Here is a 16,888-nt window from a genome sequence, read left to right on the forward strand (position 1 = left end):
TGGCATCCGTCCTGTCGTTCCCCGGATCACGACGTCGACTTTTTGGGAATGGTTGCGGTGGATAGAACGTTCGGTCTACTATCACGATATCGCATCCCGCACCGGCGGGATCGGAACAGAGGAGAAGACGAGATGGCCACCACCGACAAGACACCGATCGTCCTGATCCACGGCCTGTGGATGACGCCGAAGAGCTGGGACACCTGGGCGGAGCGCTACCGCGCGCTGGGCCACGAGGTCATCGTCCCGGGCTGGCCCGGTATCGACGACCGCGACGTCGCCGACATCCGCCGCGACCCGTCGGGGCTGAAGGACATCGGCCTCGCGCAGATCGCCGACCACTACGAGCGCATCATCCGCGCCCTCCCGGTGAAGCCGATCATCATGGGGCACTCGTTCGGCGGCGTCATCACCCAGATGCTCGCCGACCGCGGCCTCGGGGTCGCCTACGTCGGCGTTGCGCCGGGACAGACCGCCGGCGTGACCGCGCTGCCGCTCTCGACGCTCTGGACAGGCACACCGATCCTGTCCAACCCGTTCGGTATCAAGGGTGCGAAGCCGTTGTCGAAGCGCCACTTCCACTTCACCTTCGGCAACGACCTGAGCCGCGCAGAGTCGGACGTGCTCTGGGAGGAGTACGCGGTGAACTCGTACAACCGCGTGTTCTTCGAGGGCGTGAGCTCGGTGCTGAACGAGAAGGGCGGTGTCACGCGCGTCGACTACGCACGAGCGGACCGCGCACCTCTGCTCGTCATCACCGGCGAGATCGACCACGTCGTGCCGCCGGCGATCGGCAGGGCGATCGTCAAGAAGTACCGCTCGACCGGAAGCCCCTCGGTCGTCGAGTATCGCGAATACGCCGGCCGCACCCACCGCCTCGTCAGCCAGGACGGCTGGCAGGAGATCGCCGACGACGCCCTCGCCTGGGCGACGGAGCACTCCGCGGCATCCGTCGCCTGATGAGGCCGGGTCGCGCAGGAGATCGTAGGCAAGCGTCCGCGCAGGGCAGGAGAGAAAGAACCGGGGATGCAGAAGGGGCGAGGATCCGAAGATCCTCGCCCCTTCTGACTGGATGCTGTGGCTTACCAGCTCGACTTGGTCACGCCGGGCAGCTCGCCGCGGTGCGCCATGTCACGGAAGCGGACACGCGAGATGCCGAACTTCGTGAGGACACCACGGGGGCGGCCGTCGATGACGTCGCGCGAGCGCAGGCGGACCGGCGACGCGTTGCGCGGCAGCTTCTGCAGGCCAACGCGAGCGGCCTCGCGGGCCTCGTCCGACGCGTTCGGGTCGACGAGGGTCTTCTTCAGCTCGAGACGACGCTCCGCGTAGCGGTCCACGACTGCCTTGCGCTGCTCGTTGCGAGCGATCTTGCTCTTCTTAGCCATGGATCAACGCTCCTCTCGGAATTCGACGTGCTGACGGATGACCGGGTCGTACTTCTTGAGCACGAGACGGTCGGGGGTGTTGCGGCGGTTCTTCTTCGTCACGTACGTGTAACCCGTACCTGCCGTCGAGCGCAGCTTGATGATCGGACGGACGTCCTGTGCCTTCTTGGCCATTAGAGCTTCACACCCTTCGCCTGGAGGTCCTTGACCACGTTCTCGATGCCGCGTGCGTCGATCACCTTGATGCCCTTGGCGGACACGTTGAGCGTGATCTTACGACCGAGCGACGGGACGAAATACGTCTTCTTCTGCACGTTCGGGTCGAAGCGGCGCTTCGTCCGGCGGTGCGAGTGCGAGACGTTGTGACCGAAGCCGGGAACAGCACCGGTCACCTGGCACACTGCTGCCATGATGTGACTCCTTCATTACCGTGAGGCCGGACGGCCCCACCCAAGATCCCTTGTCTGCGCGCACCCTCTCGACCGCCGATTCCTCGGCTGAGAAGAGGGGGAGCACACGAACTACGCACAGGAGTGTGCGCAGACAAAGAGTCAGTCTAGCACGGTCACGCGTCGGCCACCGAGGCGGCCTGCGCACCCCTCCCCCAGCGGAAGGGCGAGACGGTGGAATCTCCGGCGATCCAGAATCGCCAGGGGAAGGCGTCCGTCCCCGCGACTCCCGCGACACCGACTCGCGGTCCCGTCGCGACATCGGCGACCGGTTCGTCGCGGAGCCAGAGCTCCGCCCGCGCGCCCTCCTGCTCGGCACCCGTGATCGCGTCGATCCCGTCGTGGATCGGATGCCGCAGCCCTGCCGCCTGCCCGAACCGACCCGGACCCCGCGCGAGATCACGGAGGAGTCGCGGTGTCAGGGGCGGTTCGGCTCCGCGACGGATGGCCGCGGCATCCGCTCCGTGCACGACCTCGCCGGCGCGCAGCAGGATCCCGCCCGCCTGACCCTCGGCTCCCGAGACGACGTTCACGCAGGAGTGGATGCCGTGGCTGAGGTATACGTACAGGTGCCCCGGCTCGCCCCACATCGTGGCGTTGCGCGCCGTGCGGCCCATGCGGGCGTGCGAACCGGGGTCGGCGAGCGGTCCCGTGCCCTGGCCGTGGTAGGCCTCGGCCTCGGTGATGCGCAGATGCACGGCCGATCCGCCGACCAGGGTGCGCAGCTCGCCGCCCAGCAGCAGCGGCGCTACCTCGACCGGCAGAGCGGACAGTTCGGCGCGCGTGGCGCGATGCAGGGAGGGCACGGCAGCCATGACGCTCAGAACTGCGGCGCCGTCTGGCACCACGACGCGTCGAACCCGGTGAGCGCGACGAGCTCCTCGCCGGTGCGCAGGTCGATCAGGTGCGTCTCCATGTTCTCCGGCAGGGGAAGGAGCATCTGGTCGTAGGGGTTGTCGGTCAGGTCGGGCGCGATGACCACCGCGGCGTACTGGCCGCTGGGCGAGGCGCACGCCTGCAGGATGGAGTCGGTTGGGCCGACCTCGACCAGCGGCGTCGCGGTCCCCTCGTCGTCGACGGTGATGATGGCCTGACCCGACGGGATGCCGTTCGCGTCGCGCGCCACGACATGCCGCAGCGTGCCGCCCGGGTACGGAGTGATCGTCGTCGCCGTGCCGTAGTCCGGGTTCGAGGCGGCGAGGGGCTGCTCCGAGCCGTCCGTGAGGTTGAGCTCGACGACCGTGCCGTCGAGCCGCTCGACGATGGCCGTGTAGGTGCCGCGACTGATCCCCTGGATGGTCGTCGCCAGCCCGAGCGACTGCACACCGGCATCCGACGACCGGTCGATGAGCGACAGGGCGCCGTCGAAGTCGATGAACAGCACCGCCGAGCTGTCGGGCACGAACTGCCAGACGAAGATGTTCGCCTCCTTGCCGCCGACCTCGGTCACCACCGGATCGTCGTCACCGCTGAGCGACTGCGTGACGAGCACGCTCGCGCGGCCCTCCGTGTCGCTCAGCTCGCGGTCGGAATAGCTGTAGCCGACGTAGCCGCCACGGTCGGAGACCTGGATCGCCCCGACATAGCCGTCGCCGGGGAGCTTCAGCTCGCGCTGATCGGAGCCGTCGCGCTTCATCACGAGGAGCTTCGACCCTTCGTCCTCCTCGACCGAGACCACGAGCTGGGTCGACGTGGCACGGAAGTCGTTGATCTTGTCGGCCGCGAAGACCGGCTCGGCCTTCTCTCCGGTCAGGTCGGTGCGGAAGATCTTGTCGTCGCCGTCCGCATCGCGGTTCAGGAGGAAGATCTTCGAGGCGGGCGTGGTGAAGCTCGTCGACAGCGTCGCCGACGGGCCGCCGCCCGCGCCGGTCGCGTCGGCGACGCGCACCGTGTACTCGGTGTCGTCGTCGAGAGGGACGGTGAAGCGGATGCCGACACCGCGCCCCGCCGCGTCGAGCGTGAACGGCACGGCCGGTTCGACCGTGACCTGCGACTCGTCGATCGCCGCGAGCGACTGATTCGTCGTGAGGATGACGCGACTGCCCGACGTGTCGATCGCCTGCTCGGGGTTCACCTGGACCTCGGTGATGCGGGGTCCCTGCGTGAGGCTCACGAACCCGAGACCCGCTCCGACCAGGACGAGGATGCCGAGCACGGCTCCGAGCGCGACGAGGAACCGGCGGTCGCGGGGTGGTGTCGGGACGACGTCGACCGGAACCCGCCGCGTTTCGTCTCGGTCGGCTCCGCCGTCCTCGCTCAACGACCCGTGCGAAGGGTCGGCTCCGCCGTCGTCGCTCGACGACCCGGGAGAAGCGTCAGTCTCGCTCGACGACCGGGAGGCGGAGGCCTCGGCACGGGCCGCAGCCTCGCGGGCTGCGCGCATCTCGGCGCGGGTGCGCGGGACGGCGGGCTCGTCAGTACTCATACGGATCCCCGGGCTCGTCGATGGGCGTCACCGACGTCGGGTCGACGTGCAGCCGGCCGTCCGCATCGGCCGTGACGGTCCCCTCGACCTGCACCCACTGTCCGGTCTTGAACTCGCCGTCATCGATCGTGACGGGCAGCGTCGCCGTCTGGGCGTCGATCACGCAGTGCGTGATGACGAGTCGCGTGAGGTTCACGCCGTCGGCATCCGCCGGGGTCACGAATCCCGTGAGCGACACAGCCTTGCCGTCGTACGCGGCGGTGTTCGTCGCGGATGCGAACACGCTCGCCCAATCGCCCACGCCGAAGGTCGAGGTGTCGGCGACTCCGAGCGTCACGTCGTCGGCGCCGGCGAAGAGCGCGGTCTGCTCCCCCGCGCGCGACATCGCGAGCTCGACCGAGAGCGACGCGGGCGGCAGCACGAGGGCGGCGATCACGACGCCCGACGCGATCACTCCGCCTGTGACCGTGCCCGCCGTCGCGAAGGCCCGCCGAGCGGAGGGCGGCTCGCCCTCGGCATCCGCATGACCGTGATCGTGACCGTGATCATGTCCGTGGTCGCTCTCAGCGCCGAGCGGCAGGGTGCACGACCAGATCGCGGCGGCGAGCGTGACGACGGCGGCGGCGCAGGCGAACCACACCGACTCGGGGCTGATGTAGAGCGTGAGGCGACCGGTCGCCCCGAGACCGAGCGTGACGATCGACACGACGCTCGCGAGCCCCACACCCAGCCAGCGAGCGGCGAGGGCGCGGCGCCGCGAGACGGACTGCTCAGACAAAGACGTTCACCCCGATTCCGATGGCGAAGGCGGCGAGCACCACGACGCCGACGATGCCGGCCAGGGTGCGCGTGGTGAAGGTGGTGCGCATGAGCGCGAGCATCTTCACGTCGACGAGCGGACCGACGAGCAGGAACGCGACGATCGCACCCGACGAGAACGTCGAGGCGAACGAGAGCGCGAAGAACGCATCGACGTTCGAGCAGATCGCGACGGTCATGGCGAGCGCCATCATCGCGACGATCGACAGCACGGGGTTGGACCCGATCGCGAGCAGCAGCTCCCGCGGGATGAGCACCTGCACCGCACCGGCCAAGGCGGATCCGATGATGAGCGCCGGCATGACCGCGCGCAGCTCGACGAGGAACTGCGTGAGGCTGCGACGGACCGGGGTGCCGGGCTCGTGCGTGACCCGCTCGCACGTGTCGACGAAGCGCTGCGTGAGCAGCGCGTCGGGCGAGGGGTGGCGGCTGTAGATCCAGCCGATGAGGTTCGCGATGAGGTATCCGCCGACGAGACGTGCGACGAGGATGCCGTCGTCGAACCCGAACGCGGCGTGCGTCGTGAGGATCACGATCGGGTTCACGATCGGCGCCGCGATGAGGAACGTCAGCGCTTCGGCGGGCGCGAGGCCGCGCATCATGAGTCCGCGGGCGAAGGGCACGTTGCCGCACTCGCACACCGGGATCAGCATCCCCAGCAGCGACAGCACGGCTCGACGCGCCCACGCGCGCTTCGGGAGCCAGCGGTGGATGACGTCGGACGGCAGCCACACCTGCACCACGATCGACAGAAGCACGCCGAGGATGACGAAGGGCAGCGCCTCGATGAGCACGCTGAGCGCGAGGGTCAGTCCGTCCTGCGCACGACTCGGGAGTGCCGCCTCGTACAGGTTCGGCAGGAACGCGTCGACGAGGAACAGCGCGGCGACGATGCCGGCGCCGAGCGCGACGCCGATCCACGGCGACCGCGGCGGCCTGACGGGCCGATGCGAATGCGCCGTCCGGGTCGTGGCCTGCGCGGTCACGCGATCGCTGCCTCTTCTGCGGCGCGCTTGTTGGTGCAGGGGGCGCAGAGGCCGAAGATGTCGACGACGTGTGCGGCGTCGGTGAATCCGTGCAGCGCGGCGGTGCGGTGCGCCCACTGCTCGACGTCCTTGGCCTCGATCTCGACCGTGAGTCCGCAGTTGCGGCAGATCAGGTGGTGGTGGTGGCCCTGCGTGGTGCACGCGCGGTAGAGCGCCTCACCCTCGGGGCTCTGCAGCGAGTCGGCGTCGCCGGAGGCGGCTAGTCCGGCCAGTGCCCGGTACACGGTCGCGAGGCCGATGCCCGTGTTGTCGTCGCGGAGCGAGGCGTGCAGGCTCTGGGCGCTCACGAAACCACGCGCGTCGGCGAGCGCTTCGCGCACGCGTTCGCGCTGCCAGGTGTTCCGCTGAGCCATACCCACGATTCTAGGCGCGCCGCCCTTGTCGGGGGCTGGGAGCGGGCGAGGCGGTCAGGCCCGCACGCGCCGCACGCCGCTGCGCGCCCGCTGAACGATCCAGCACACGACGTAGATCGTGAACGACAGGGTCGTGATGTACGGGCTGACCGGAAGCGTTCCGGCGAGCGCGAGCAGGATGCCGCCCACCGCCGACACGAAACCGAAGAGCGCCGCGAGCAGCGGCACGGCGACCGGGCCGGCCGAGACGCGCATCGCCGCCGCGGCCGGCGTCACGAGCAGCGCCATCACCAGCAGGGCTCCGATGATGTGCACGCTGACCGCGACGATGAGCCCGAGCAGCACCATGAACAGCAGGCTCACGGCACGCGTCGGCACCCCTCGGGCGGCGGCGGACTCGGGGTCGAGCGAGTCGAAGCGCAGTGGATTCCACATCAGCAGCAGGCCGAGCAGCACGACGATGCTGATGCCGAGCAGCCACCCCAGGTCGGGGCTCGACACCGACACGATCTGCCCGGTCAGCAGGCTGAACCGGTTCGCGCTCCGGCCGTCGTAGAGGGAGAGGAACAGGATGCCGAGGCCGAGGCCGAACGGCATGAGCACCCCGACGATCGAGTTGCGGTCGCGCGCCTTCGCGCCGAGGACGCCGATGAGGATCGCCGCGACGAGCGCACCGCCCAGCGATCCCGCGACGACGCTGCCGCCGAAGAGCAACGCCGCGGCGGCCCCCGCGAACGACAGCTCGCTCACGCCGTGCACCGCGAAGGCGAGGTCGCGCTGCATCACGAAGACGCCGATGAGGCCGCCGACGATGCCGAGCACGGCGCCCGCGACGATCGAGTTCGCGAGCAGGGAGACGAGGTCGCCGTAGTCCTGGAACGAGAACACGTCGCTCCAGTCCACGGTCTGGACGATGCCGGTCACGGCGCTCATGCGTGGGCCTCGTGATCGTGATCGTGATGGGGCTCGGCATCCGGCACTCCGACGACGACGAGCCGGTCACCGGCGCGGAGCACGAAGACGGGCGTGCCGTAGAGCTCCGTGAGCACCCGCGTCTGCAGCACCTCGTCTGGCGTGCCGAGCAGGAAACGCCCGCCGGCGATGTAGAGGATGCGGTCGACGCGGCCGAGGATCGGGTTGATGTCGTGCGTGACGAACAGCACGGCGGCCTCGCGCTCGCGGCGCTGGCGGTCGATGATGTCGGTCACGGCGACCTGGTTCGCGAGGTCGAGGTTCGACAGCGGCTCGTCGCAGAGGAGCAGCGACGGCTCGTCGGCGAGCGCCTGCCCCACCCGCAGCCGCTGCTGCTCTCCGCCGGAGAGAAGACCGACGCGGCGGTCCGCGAAGTGCGAGGCGCCGACCGCCCGGAGCAGATCGTCGACCTTCGCCTTGTCGCCGCGGTGCGGCACGGGGAATCCGAATCGGCTGCCCTGCACGCCGAGCGCCACGAGATCACGGGCGCGCATGCTCGTGTCCGGAGCGAGCGAGCGCTGCTGCGGCACGTACCCGATGCGACGGTTGCCCTTGCGCACGGGCTCCCCCGCGACCCGGATCTCTCCTGCAGACAGAGGCTGCAGGCCCAGGATGCTGCGCAGCAGCGTGGTCTTGCCCGATCCCGACGGGCCGAGCACGGCGATGAACTCGCCCGGCTCGACGGTCAGGTCGAGACCCGACCATAGCTCGCGGTCGCCGCGGTGCAGGGCGGCGCCGCGCACCTCCAGGACGGGGGTGCGCGGCGTAGGACGTGCCTCGGAGTCGGCGGCGCCGCTCACGACGTCAATGCGTCGGCGAGGCTCTGGATCGCGTCACTCATCCACTCAGCGTACGACGATCCTTCCGGCAGCAGCTCGGTGAAGGCGACGACGGGGATGCCGGCCTCGGTCGCGGCATCCTCGACGCGCTGCGTCTCGGGCCCGCCGGTCTGGGCGTTGGTCAGCACGGCGCGCACGGCGCCGGACGAGACCACGTCGAGGGTGGCGAGCAGCGTGGCGGGCGCGACGTCGGAGCCCTCCTCGACGGACTCCGCGAAGCCCTCGGGCGTCACGTCGGTGAGACCGGCGGACTCGGCCAGGTACCCGGGGACGGGTTCGGTGATGACGACCTCGGCGCCGGCGGCATCCGTCTTCAGGGTCTCGAGGTCGGCCTCGAAGCCCTCGAGGTCGGCGACGATGGCCTCGGCGTTGGCGGTGAAGTCCGCCTCGCCCTCGGGGTCGAGCTCGGTCAGCTCGTCGGCGATCGCCTCGACCACGTGGATCATGGTGTGCACGTCGAACCACACGTGCTCGTTGAAGCCCTCGATGTGGTCGTGGCCTTCGTGACCCTCTTCGCCCTCGGCGTGGTCGTGGTCGTGGGCCTCTTCGGTCGCCTCGGCGTCCGCGTGGTCGGCCTCTTCGCCCTCCGCGTGCTCGTGCCCCTCGTTGCCGGGGTAGTCGTGCAAATATTCGACCGCGGTGATGACGTGGGGGTCCTGCGCATCCTGCAGCAGCGTGTCGATGAAGGCGTCGTAGCCGCCGCCGTTCTCGATGACGAGGTCGGCCTTCTGCACCGTGAGGCGGTCGCGCGCCGAGGCCTCGTACGAGTGCGGATCCTGGGTGGCCGAGGTGATGATCGAGTCCACCTCGATGCGGTCGCCGCCGATCTGCGCGGCCAGCGAGCCGTAGACGTTGGTGCTCGCGACGACCGTGATGCCGTCGTCGCCGCCCTCTCCCGCGGCCGGCGCGGTGGAGCATCCCGCCAGCGTCAGAGCGGCGACGGATGCGAGGGCGAGGGCGACGACCGGCTTCTTCATGCTCCCACTCTACGCGCTAATGAGAACCATTATCAAACCAGCCCGGTGCTCACTCGTTACACCCCAGATCGAGACCCACCGCGCGCGCCGAGACCCACCACCCTCGACGTGCGGGGTGATGGGGCTCGGCGGGGGTGATGGGCTTCGGAGCGAGCGGGAGCGGTCTCGCCCCCATCGCAGCACGCCCCGAGTCAGGCGACGAGGCCCTGCGGGGCGAGCCAGACCGTCGAATCGCCGGGCACCGCGCCGTCGACGAGCGTGCCGAGCACGAGGTCGTCGGCCTCCGCGCCGAGGTCGAACGGCTCGGTGCCGAAGTTCGTCACGATCTGCCAGCCGTTCGGCCGCGCGAAGCGCAGCACGTCGGAGCGCCCGGTCTCGACCCACTCCAGGCCCTCCTCGGTCTGCAGCAGTCGACGCAGCCGCAGCGCCTCGCGGTACAGAGCGAGCGTCGACGACGGATCCGCCTCCTCCACGTCGACCGCGTACTCGGCGAACCACTCGGGCTGCGGCAGGTGCGCGTCGCCGGCACCGAAGCCGAAGGACGGACCGGATGCCGTCCACGGCAGCGGCACGCGGCATCCGTCCCGTCCCAGGCCGTCGAAGTCGGCCCCGCGGAAGAACGACGGGTCCTGACGCTGCTCCGGCGCGATCTCGGCGACCTCCTGCAGCCCGAGCTCCTCGCCCTGGTACAGGTACGTGCTGCCGGGAAGTCCGAGCAGCAGCAGCGTCGCGGCGTGTGCCCGGCGCAGACCGCCCTCGCGGTCGAGCTGATCGGCCGGCCCGCCATCCCGCACCCACTCAACGCCCTGCTTGACGCCGGTGCGTCCGTTCAGCGGCGCGAGGCCGTAGCGGGTGGCGTGCCGAGTGACGTCGTGGTTCGACAGCACCCACGTCGTCGACGACCCCGTGATCCGGGCCTGCGCGAGGTTGTCGGTGATGACCGTGCGGAACTGCTCCGCGTCGAAGTCGGCCACGAGCAGGTCGAAGTTGAACGCCTGCCCGAGTCCCTCGGCCGACGCGTAGCGCGCGCGGCGCTCCGGCGTCGAGACCCAGGCCTCGGCGACGGCCGTGCGGGGCGGGTCGTACTCGTTGAAGACACGCCGCCACTCGGCGTAGATCTCGTGCACGTCGTCGCGGTCGTGCAGCGGGTGGTTGCCGTCATGGGGCATCGCGTCGAGCTCGACGGTGCTGGGCAGCGGCTCACTGAGGTCCTTGGTGAGCATGTGGGCGACGTCGATGCGGAAGCCGTCGACACCGCGGTCCGACCAGAAGCGCAGGGTCTTCAGGAAGTCCTCGCGCACCTCGGGGTGGTCCCAGTTCAGGTCGGGCTGCTCCGGGGCGAAGCTGTGCAGGTACCACTGGCCGTCCTCGACGCGCTCCCACGCCGATCCGCCGAACGCGGCGGTCCAGTCAGTGGGCGGCTCGGAGCCGTCCGGCCCCGATCCTTCCCGGAAGATGTACCGCTCGCGGGCGGCCGATCCGCGCCCTGCGGCGAGCGCCTCTTGGAACCACTCGTGCAGATCCGACGAATGGTTCGGCACGATGTCGACGACGACGCGGATGCCGCGCTCGTGCAGCGCCGCGACCATGTCGTCGAAGTCGGCGAGCGTGCCCAGCCGCGGATCGACGTCACGGTAGTCGGCGACGTCGTATCCGCCGTCTGCCAGTGCCGAGGGGTAGAACGGGCTGAGCCAGACGGCGTCGATCCCGAGCTCGGCGAGGTAGTCGGCGCGCGAGACGATGCCGGGGATGTCGCCCAGGCCGTCGCCGTTCGCATCAGCGAAGCTGCGGGGGTAGATCTGGTAGACGATCGCCTGACGCCACCAGGCCGCCGTGTCGTCGGAGTGGTCGTTGCGGGTCTCGGTGAGAGTCGCATCGGTCATGAGAGGGTGGTGCTCCTTCTTCTTGGGGCGGTGGTTCGCGTCAGCCCTTGACGGCGCCCTGCGTCACGCCCTCCATCACGAAGCGCTGCGTGAACAGATACGCGAGGATCGCAGGGGCCATGGCCATGAGGTACGACGCGAAGGCGACGTTGTAGTTGTTGCTGAACTGGTTCTGAAAGAGGTTCTGCCGCACCGGCAGCGTCTGCAGGGCCGGGTCGGAGATGATGAGCGACGGCATCATGAAGTCGTTCCAGGCGTACAGGAACGCGAAGATTCCGACGGTCGCGCTCATCGGGGCGAGCAGCGGGAAGATCAGCCGCCAGAACGTCTGCCAGGTCGTCGCGCCGTCGATGCGGGCGCTCTCCTCGAGCTCGATCGGGATCGAGCGTAGGAACGCGGTGAAGAGCAGCACGCTGAAGCTGAGCTGGAACATCGTCGCGAGGATGATCACGCCGAACGGGTTGTCGAGGCCGACGCGGCCCGTGAGCTGGATCTGCGGCAGGGCGACGACGGGGAACGGGATGAACATCGCCGCGAGCAGGTAGAAGAACGACCAGCGGAACAGCTTGTGGTCCCAGTTGCGCACGATGGCGTACGACGCCCAGGCCGCGAGAACGATCGTCGCGATCACGGTGCCGGCGGTGACCAGCAGCGAGATGCCCGCGCCGACCGGGAACTTCGTGAGGTTCCATGCCTCCACGAAGCCGTCGATGCTGAACGGGGCCGGGAGCGAGAACGCGTTGCCGTCGACGGCCTGCCCTGTCGTCTTGAACGCCATCGAGATGGTGACGTACAGCGGCAGCAGCACGGTGACCGCGCAGAGGATGAGGATGATGGTGCCCGACCAGTTGACCCGCTCCATCTTCGTGCGGGGCTTCTTCCCGTCGGCGGTGACGGTGGTGAGTGTCTGCGTCGACATCAGAGTGCGTTCCTTCCGCGCGTCAGCGAGAGCTGGAGGAGGGAGATGAGCACGGCGACGATGAAGAAGATGGTCGCATTGGCCATCTGGTAGGCGTAGTCGCCGCCGTTGAAGCCCGCGATGATGGTCATCGCGACGCTGCGGGTGGCGGTTCCCGGACCGCCGTTGGTGAGGCCGACGATGATGTCGTAGGCGTTGAGGAAGCCCTTGAACCCGAGGATCACGTTGATCACCACGTAGCCGGCGACCAGCGGGATCGTGATGCGGGTGAGCTGCTGCGCCTTGCTGGCGCCGTCGATGCTCGCCGCCTCGTAGACCTCGCCCGGAACCGACAGCAGACCGGCGATGTAGATGAGCAGCGTCCCGGGCGTGGCCTGCCACGCGGTCACGATCACGATCGCGATCCACGCGAGGTCGGGGTTCGCGAGCAGGCTCGTCTCGAGCCACGGGATGCCGGTCGCGGCGCCGGCCGCGGGGATCGAGTTCGAGAACAGGAAGTTGAAGACGTAGGCGATGATGATGCCCGAGATCACCATCGGGATCACGAAGATCGTGCGCAATCCGGTCTTGAAGCGGATGCGGGAGGTCAGCCCCACCGCCAGCAGGAACGCGATCACGTTGACGACGATCACGGTCGCGATCGAGAAGCCGAACGTGAAGAGGTAGCTCTGCAGGATCGACGGGTCGCTGAACATGGCGACGTAGTTCGTGAAGCCGTTGAAGCTCCACTCGCCCAGTCCGATCGAATCGGTGAAGCTGAAGAAGATGCCCATCACGCCCGGCACCGTGATCGCGAGCGTGAAGATCACCAGGGTCGGCAGCAGGAACAGGTAGTAGATCGGCTCGACGCGCTTCGTGTGACGACGGACCTTTCGCGCTTCACCGGTGAGGATCGTCGTCGTGCTCGTGGGCGGTCGGGTGGTCGTGGTGGTCATGGCGTGGACTCCTCTGTCTCGCCGGATGCGGAGTCGCCGGATGCGGCGGCGTCGCCGGATGCGGCGGCGTCGCCGGTCTTGGGGATGGGCGCGCGGAACGCGATGCGGGCCCAGTCGGCATCCATCGTCTTCAGCGTCGCCTCGGTCGACTGCCCGAGCACCATCGCCTGCGCGTAATTGAAGACCGGAAGCGTGCGCGGCACCAGCACCGACGGGCCCTGGTAGATCTGGCCGTTCTGGTAGTACTCCACCATGCCCTCGATGCGCGGATCGTCGGGCGCCGGCGCGTCCTTCGTCGGGGTGAACCCGAGCTGTGAGGCGTTGTACTCCTCGATGTTCTCGGGAAGGAAGAGGTACTCGAGGAAGTCGCGGGCGGCCTCCTTGTGCTGAGACTCCTCGGGGATCATCGCGGCGAGGTCCATGTTGACGCGCACGCCGAGGTCGGCGGGGTCGTCGGTCATCGGCAGCGGGAACGTGCCGAGGTCGAGGTCGGGCGAGGTCTTCGCGATCTCGCTGAACGCCCACGGCCCCTGCAGGTACATGGCCGCCTCGCCGTTCGCGAAGGCGAGGTTGCCGTCGCCGTAGGCGCGGCTCGCGGCATCCTCGTTGGTGTACTCCGTCGCGAGCTGCATCATGCGGTCCATGGGCTCGGCGAAGTCCTTCTCGAACGAGACGTCCGACCCGGCGCCAACGTCGGCGCCCTCCTCGGCCATCGCGTCGAAGAACTCGATCACGTCGAGCGAGCCGCCGGCCGTGTAGTCGTACCAGCCCTGGGCGACGGTCCAGTCGTCCTTGAAGGTGGCGTAGAAGGGGTCGATGCCGGCTGCCTTGAGCTGGTCGCACACCGCGAGCAGCTCCTCCCAGGTCTGCGGCACCTCGAGGCCCTGCTCGTCGAAGATCTGCTTGTTGTAGATGACGGATGCCGCCATCACCGAGTAGGGCAGCGCGCTGGTACGACCCTCGCACGAGCCGTACTGCTCCATCAGCGGCTGCAGGTCGTCGCGGATGCTCCCCGCGGCCTCGGTCTCGGAGAGGTCGCTGAGCGCGCAGCGCTGCACGAATCGGGCGACCTCGTAGTTGTAGTTGGCGAGCATGATGTCGGGCGGGTTGCCGCGCACGAAACTCGCCGAGACGACGTCGACGCCCGACGTGTCGATCTCGACCTTCACCTTGTCCTGCGAGGCGTTGTACTCGGCCACGAGCTCGGTCATGAACTCGATGGCCTCGCGCTTGCTGAAGGTGAAGCGGATGGTCTCCGCCCCGTCTCCGGCGGCGCAGCTCGTGAGGGCGGCTCCGACCAGGGTGAGCCCGAGAGCCCCCGCGGTCATCCGCAGCGCGCGTGTTCGTTTCCCAGACACCGTCGTCCTTCCATCGCTGTAGATGCGCACACTAAATCTAGTGAGCGAATTTACTCCGTCAAGAGGTACTGTCTCATTTGGACGACGGGAGGTCAAGACCGTGGCGGAAGTGTCGGCGGGGCTGGGGACGGGACGCGCGAGCGTCGCCGCCGTGCTCGACTTCGCCTGGACCGCCGGCGAGTTCACCGCCACCGAGGCGATGGCGGGTACGTCGCTCACCCGGTCGACGACCATCGACGCGATCGACACCCTGCTGGGCGCCGACGTGCTGCGGGAGCTGCCGAATGCCCGCGCCGCCGGCGCGTACCGCTCCGGCCGCCCCGCCCGCCGGTTCGCGCTCGCCCCCGACCTGGGTGTCGTGATCGGCGTCGACGCGGGTGACAGCCACCTCACCGTGACGGTCGCCGACGTGCTCGACCGCACCCTCGTGCACCACCGCACCGCCCTGGACTCCTCGCAGTCCGCTCGTGCCCGGCGCGACACGATCCTGGGGCAGATGACGCGGGCGCTGGAGGAAGCGGATGCCGTGCGCGACGACATCCTCGCGATCTGCGTCGGGGTGGCGGCGCCGGTGAACCGCAACGGAATCTCTCCCCCGCATCCCGACGGCTTCTGGGAGCGCACCAATCCCGGCCTCGCCGCGGCCCTCTCCGACTGGACGCGCGTCGTCGAGGTCAAGAACGACGCGCAACTCGCCGCGATCGCCGAGGGGTCGTCGGGCGCGGCGATCGGATGCCGCGATTACGTCGCCCTCCTCGCGAGCGAGCGTTTCGGCGGCGGGGTCGTCGTCGACGGACACGTGCTGCACGGCGCGCACGGCGGGGTCGGCGAGGGCGTCGTGTTCGACCACATCATCGGCGTCGGCTCGGCGGTCGGGCTGCGCTATGCGCTGCAGGACCAGGTGCGCGCGGCCGTCGACAGCGGCGAGATCGCACACGACACGGCGATCGGTCGCCTGGCGGATGCCGAGCAGGTCGATCCGCGGATCGTGCTCATGGCCGCGGCGTCCGGCGATCCCGACGCCCTGCTCGCGACCGCGCGGGTCGGCGAGACCCTCGCCCGCATCGTCGGCGTGCTCGGCAGCATGTACGACCCGGCTCGGGTCGTGGTGTGCGGCGCCGTCGCCGAGAGCATCGAGCCCGTGCTCGCGGCGGCGCGCGAGGTTCTCCCCGCACAGTTGCACCTCCCCGCACCCGAGATCCTCGCCTCGTCGCTGGGCGCCGAGGTCGTCTCGATCGGCGCCGTCGCGACGGCACGGCGAGCGGCGCGCGAGCGTGCCGTGCCGCTGCTGGCCGAGCGTCGGCTCGCCGCCCGCGCGTAGGCTGCCCGGCTCGGCATCCGCTGCTCGGTTACGGAGAACGGAGACGTTCGGATGCCGCGTCGGCGCGTCGTGTCGCGACACGCCGTCGGACTTCACAGCCCTCTGGGGTTTCCGTAATCGCGCCCCGGCGCGGCTAGGACAGCTGCGCGGCGAACCGCTCGTCCGTGGCGCGCAGTACCCGCAGGATGTTGCCCGACCACACCTTGTCGATGTCGGCCTCCGACCATCCCGACGCCGACAGGGCCTCGCGCAGTCGCGCGAATCCCGAGACGTCGCCGAGCCCCTCGGGGAAGTGGTCGAACCCGTCGAAGTCGCTGCCGATGCCGACGTGCTCGATGCCGGCGACCTCACGGGCGTGGTCGAGGTGTGCGACGACGTGGTCGATGGTCACCGGCGGGGCGTCGCCCTCCTGTCCGGCCGCGAACCAGTCGGCCCAGTCCCGCGAGACGAAGACGGGCACGAACGAGACCATGATCACGCCGCCGTTGCCCTCGAGTCGCTGCAGGATGCCGTCGGGCACGTTTCGCGGATGATCCGTGACCGCCCGGCACGACGAGTGGCTGAAGATGACGGGCGAGTCGGTGACGCGCAGCGCGTGGTCCATCGTCGCCTCCGACACGTGTGAGAGATCGACGAGCATGCCGAGGGCGTTCATCTCGCGCACCACCGACTCGCCGAACTGGCTCAGCCCGTGGTGCTGAGGTTCATCGGTCGCGGAGTCGGCCCAGGGCGTGTTGTTGTTGTGCGTGAGCGTCATGTACCGCACGCCGAGCCGCGCGAGCATCCGCAGCGTCGCGAGCGATCCGCCGATGCTGTGGCCGCCCTCCGCGCCGAGCAGACTGGCGATCCGTCCCTCTCGCGCGGCGCGTTCGACGTCGGCGGCCGTGTGCGCGAGCGCGAGTCGGTCCGGGTATCGGCGCACGAGGCGGTGGACGAAGTCGATCTGCTCCAGGGTGTACTGCACGGCATCCACGCCCGGCTCGTCTTCCGCGTAGACCGACCAGAACTGCCCGAGAACGCCGCCCTGCTGCATCCGAGGCAGATCGGTCTGGAATGCGGACGGGGCGCCGTCATCCAGCCCCTCGACGGAGTAGCCGGCGCGGGCGCGCGCCGCCCAGGGCAGGTCGTTGTGGCCGTCGATGAGTCCGGCCGGCGATGAATCGGTCAGCGGTGAGTCGGTCATAGGTCGAGGCTAGGGGCACCG

At 69.3% G+C, this 16,888-nt stretch carries 18 protein-coding genes; 2 read left to right on the top strand and 16 right to left on the bottom strand.

Annotation, left to right across the window (positions count from 1 at the left end; genetic code table 11):
• The first annotated feature begins 132 nt into the window (after positions 1-132).
• The gene (locus tag AUC47_RS01475; protein ID WP_096713478.1) at positions 133-960 is read left to right on the top strand and encodes an alpha/beta hydrolase; all 828 of its coding nucleotides are present in this window, start codon (positions 133-135) and stop codon (positions 958-960) included.
• Positions 961-1,082: 122 nt separating this feature from the next.
• Here AUC47_RS01475 and rpsN read toward each other — a convergent pair whose 3' ends face one another.
• From rpsN to AUC47_RS01550, 15 genes are all read right to left on the bottom strand, one after another.
• Positions 1,083-1,388: a 30S ribosomal protein S14 gene (gene rpsN / locus AUC47_RS01480; protein WP_067195802.1), complete on the bottom strand. Its 306-nt coding sequence runs from the start codon at positions 1,386-1,388 to the stop codon at positions 1,083-1,085.
• Between the two features lie 3 nt (positions 1,389-1,391).
• The gene (gene rpmG / locus AUC47_RS01485; protein WP_017203558.1) at positions 1,392-1,562 is read right to left on the bottom strand and encodes a 50S ribosomal protein L33; all 171 of its coding nucleotides are present in this window, start codon (positions 1,560-1,562) and stop codon (positions 1,392-1,394) included.
• A complete protein-coding gene (gene rpmB, locus AUC47_RS01490; RefSeq protein ID WP_025102729.1) occupies positions 1,562-1,798 on the bottom strand; it encodes a 50S ribosomal protein L28 in 237 nt (78 codons plus the stop codon). The genes rpmG and rpmB overlap by 1 nt, the downstream gene beginning before the upstream one ends.
• Positions 1,799-1,953: 155 nt before the next feature.
• A complete protein-coding gene (locus AUC47_RS01495; RefSeq protein WP_096713605.1) occupies positions 1,954-2,652 on the bottom strand; it encodes a DNA-3-methyladenine glycosylase in 699 nt (232 codons plus the stop codon).
• 5 nt (positions 2,653-2,657) lie between these two features.
• A complete protein-coding gene (locus tag AUC47_RS01500) occupies positions 2,658-4,262 on the bottom strand; it encodes an Ig-like domain-containing protein (RefSeq protein WP_256999395.1) in 1,605 nt (534 codons plus the stop codon).
• Complete coding sequence (locus AUC47_RS01505; protein WP_096713479.1) at positions 4,252-5,040, bottom strand: TIGR03943 family putative permease subunit; 789 nt, start codon at positions 5,038-5,040, stop codon at positions 4,252-4,254. The genes AUC47_RS01500 and AUC47_RS01505 overlap by 11 nt, the downstream gene beginning before the upstream one ends.
• Complete coding sequence (locus tag AUC47_RS01510) at positions 5,033-5,998, bottom strand: permease (RefSeq protein WP_096713606.1); 966 nt, start codon at positions 5,996-5,998, stop codon at positions 5,033-5,035. The genes AUC47_RS01505 and AUC47_RS01510 overlap by 8 nt, the downstream gene beginning before the upstream one ends.
• A gap of 65 nt (positions 5,999-6,063) precedes the next feature.
• Positions 6,064-6,480, bottom strand: a complete 417-nt coding sequence (locus AUC47_RS01515; RefSeq protein WP_096713480.1) for a Fur family transcriptional regulator — start codon at positions 6,478-6,480, stop codon at positions 6,064-6,066.
• Positions 6,481-6,534: 54 nt separating this feature from the next.
• The gene (locus AUC47_RS01520) at positions 6,535-7,413 is read right to left on the bottom strand and encodes a metal ABC transporter permease (protein ID WP_179297476.1); all 879 of its coding nucleotides are present in this window, start codon (positions 7,411-7,413) and stop codon (positions 6,535-6,537) included.
• Positions 7,410-8,252 (bottom strand): metal ABC transporter ATP-binding protein, encoded by an 843-nt coding sequence (locus AUC47_RS01525; protein WP_096713481.1) that lies wholly within the window; start codon positions 8,250-8,252, stop codon positions 7,410-7,412. The genes AUC47_RS01520 and AUC47_RS01525 overlap by 4 nt, the downstream gene beginning before the upstream one ends.
• A complete protein-coding gene (locus AUC47_RS01530) occupies positions 8,249-9,268 on the bottom strand; it encodes a metal ABC transporter solute-binding protein, Zn/Mn family (protein WP_096713482.1) in 1,020 nt (339 codons plus the stop codon). Before AUC47_RS01530 ends, AUC47_RS01525 begins: the two co-directional genes overlap by 4 nt.
• A gap of 191 nt (positions 9,269-9,459) precedes the next feature.
• Positions 9,460-11,151, bottom strand: a complete 1,692-nt coding sequence (locus AUC47_RS01535; RefSeq protein ID WP_096713483.1) for a glycoside hydrolase family 13 protein — start codon at positions 11,149-11,151, stop codon at positions 9,460-9,462.
• A gap of 40 nt (positions 11,152-11,191) precedes the next feature.
• The gene (locus tag AUC47_RS01540) at positions 11,192-12,070 is read right to left on the bottom strand and encodes a carbohydrate ABC transporter permease (protein WP_096713484.1); all 879 of its coding nucleotides are present in this window, start codon (positions 12,068-12,070) and stop codon (positions 11,192-11,194) included.
• Positions 12,070-13,005, bottom strand: coding sequence for a carbohydrate ABC transporter permease (locus AUC47_RS01545; RefSeq protein ID WP_096713485.1), 936 nt, complete (start codon positions 13,003-13,005; stop codon positions 12,070-12,072). The genes AUC47_RS01540 and AUC47_RS01545 overlap by 1 nt, the downstream gene beginning before the upstream one ends.
• Complete coding sequence (locus AUC47_RS01550) at positions 13,002-14,363, bottom strand: ABC transporter substrate-binding protein (RefSeq protein ID WP_373557841.1); 1,362 nt, start codon at positions 14,361-14,363, stop codon at positions 13,002-13,004. Before AUC47_RS01550 ends, AUC47_RS01545 begins: the two co-directional genes overlap by 4 nt.
• A gap of 100 nt (positions 14,364-14,463) precedes the next feature.
• Between AUC47_RS01550 and AUC47_RS01555 the strand changes: the two genes are divergently transcribed.
• The gene (locus AUC47_RS01555) at positions 14,464-15,684 is read left to right on the top strand and encodes an ROK family protein (RefSeq protein WP_096713487.1); all 1,221 of its coding nucleotides are present in this window, start codon (positions 14,464-14,466) and stop codon (positions 15,682-15,684) included.
• A 133-nt stretch (positions 15,685-15,817) separates the two neighbouring features.
• On the opposite strand, the gene AUC47_RS01560 is transcribed toward AUC47_RS01555, so the two are convergent.
• Positions 15,818-16,867 carry a dipeptidase gene (locus AUC47_RS01560; RefSeq protein ID WP_096713488.1) on the bottom strand — a complete coding sequence of 350 codons (1,050 nt, stop codon included), beginning with the start codon at positions 16,865-16,867 and terminating at the stop codon, positions 15,818-15,820.
• Positions 16,868-16,888: the final 21 nt, after the last annotated feature.

Origin of the sequence: Microbacterium sp. SZ1 (genome assembly GCF_002362255.1) — a bacterium.
In the GTDB taxonomy this organism is placed as follows: Bacteria; Actinomycetota; Actinomycetes; order Actinomycetales; family Microbacteriaceae; genus Microbacterium.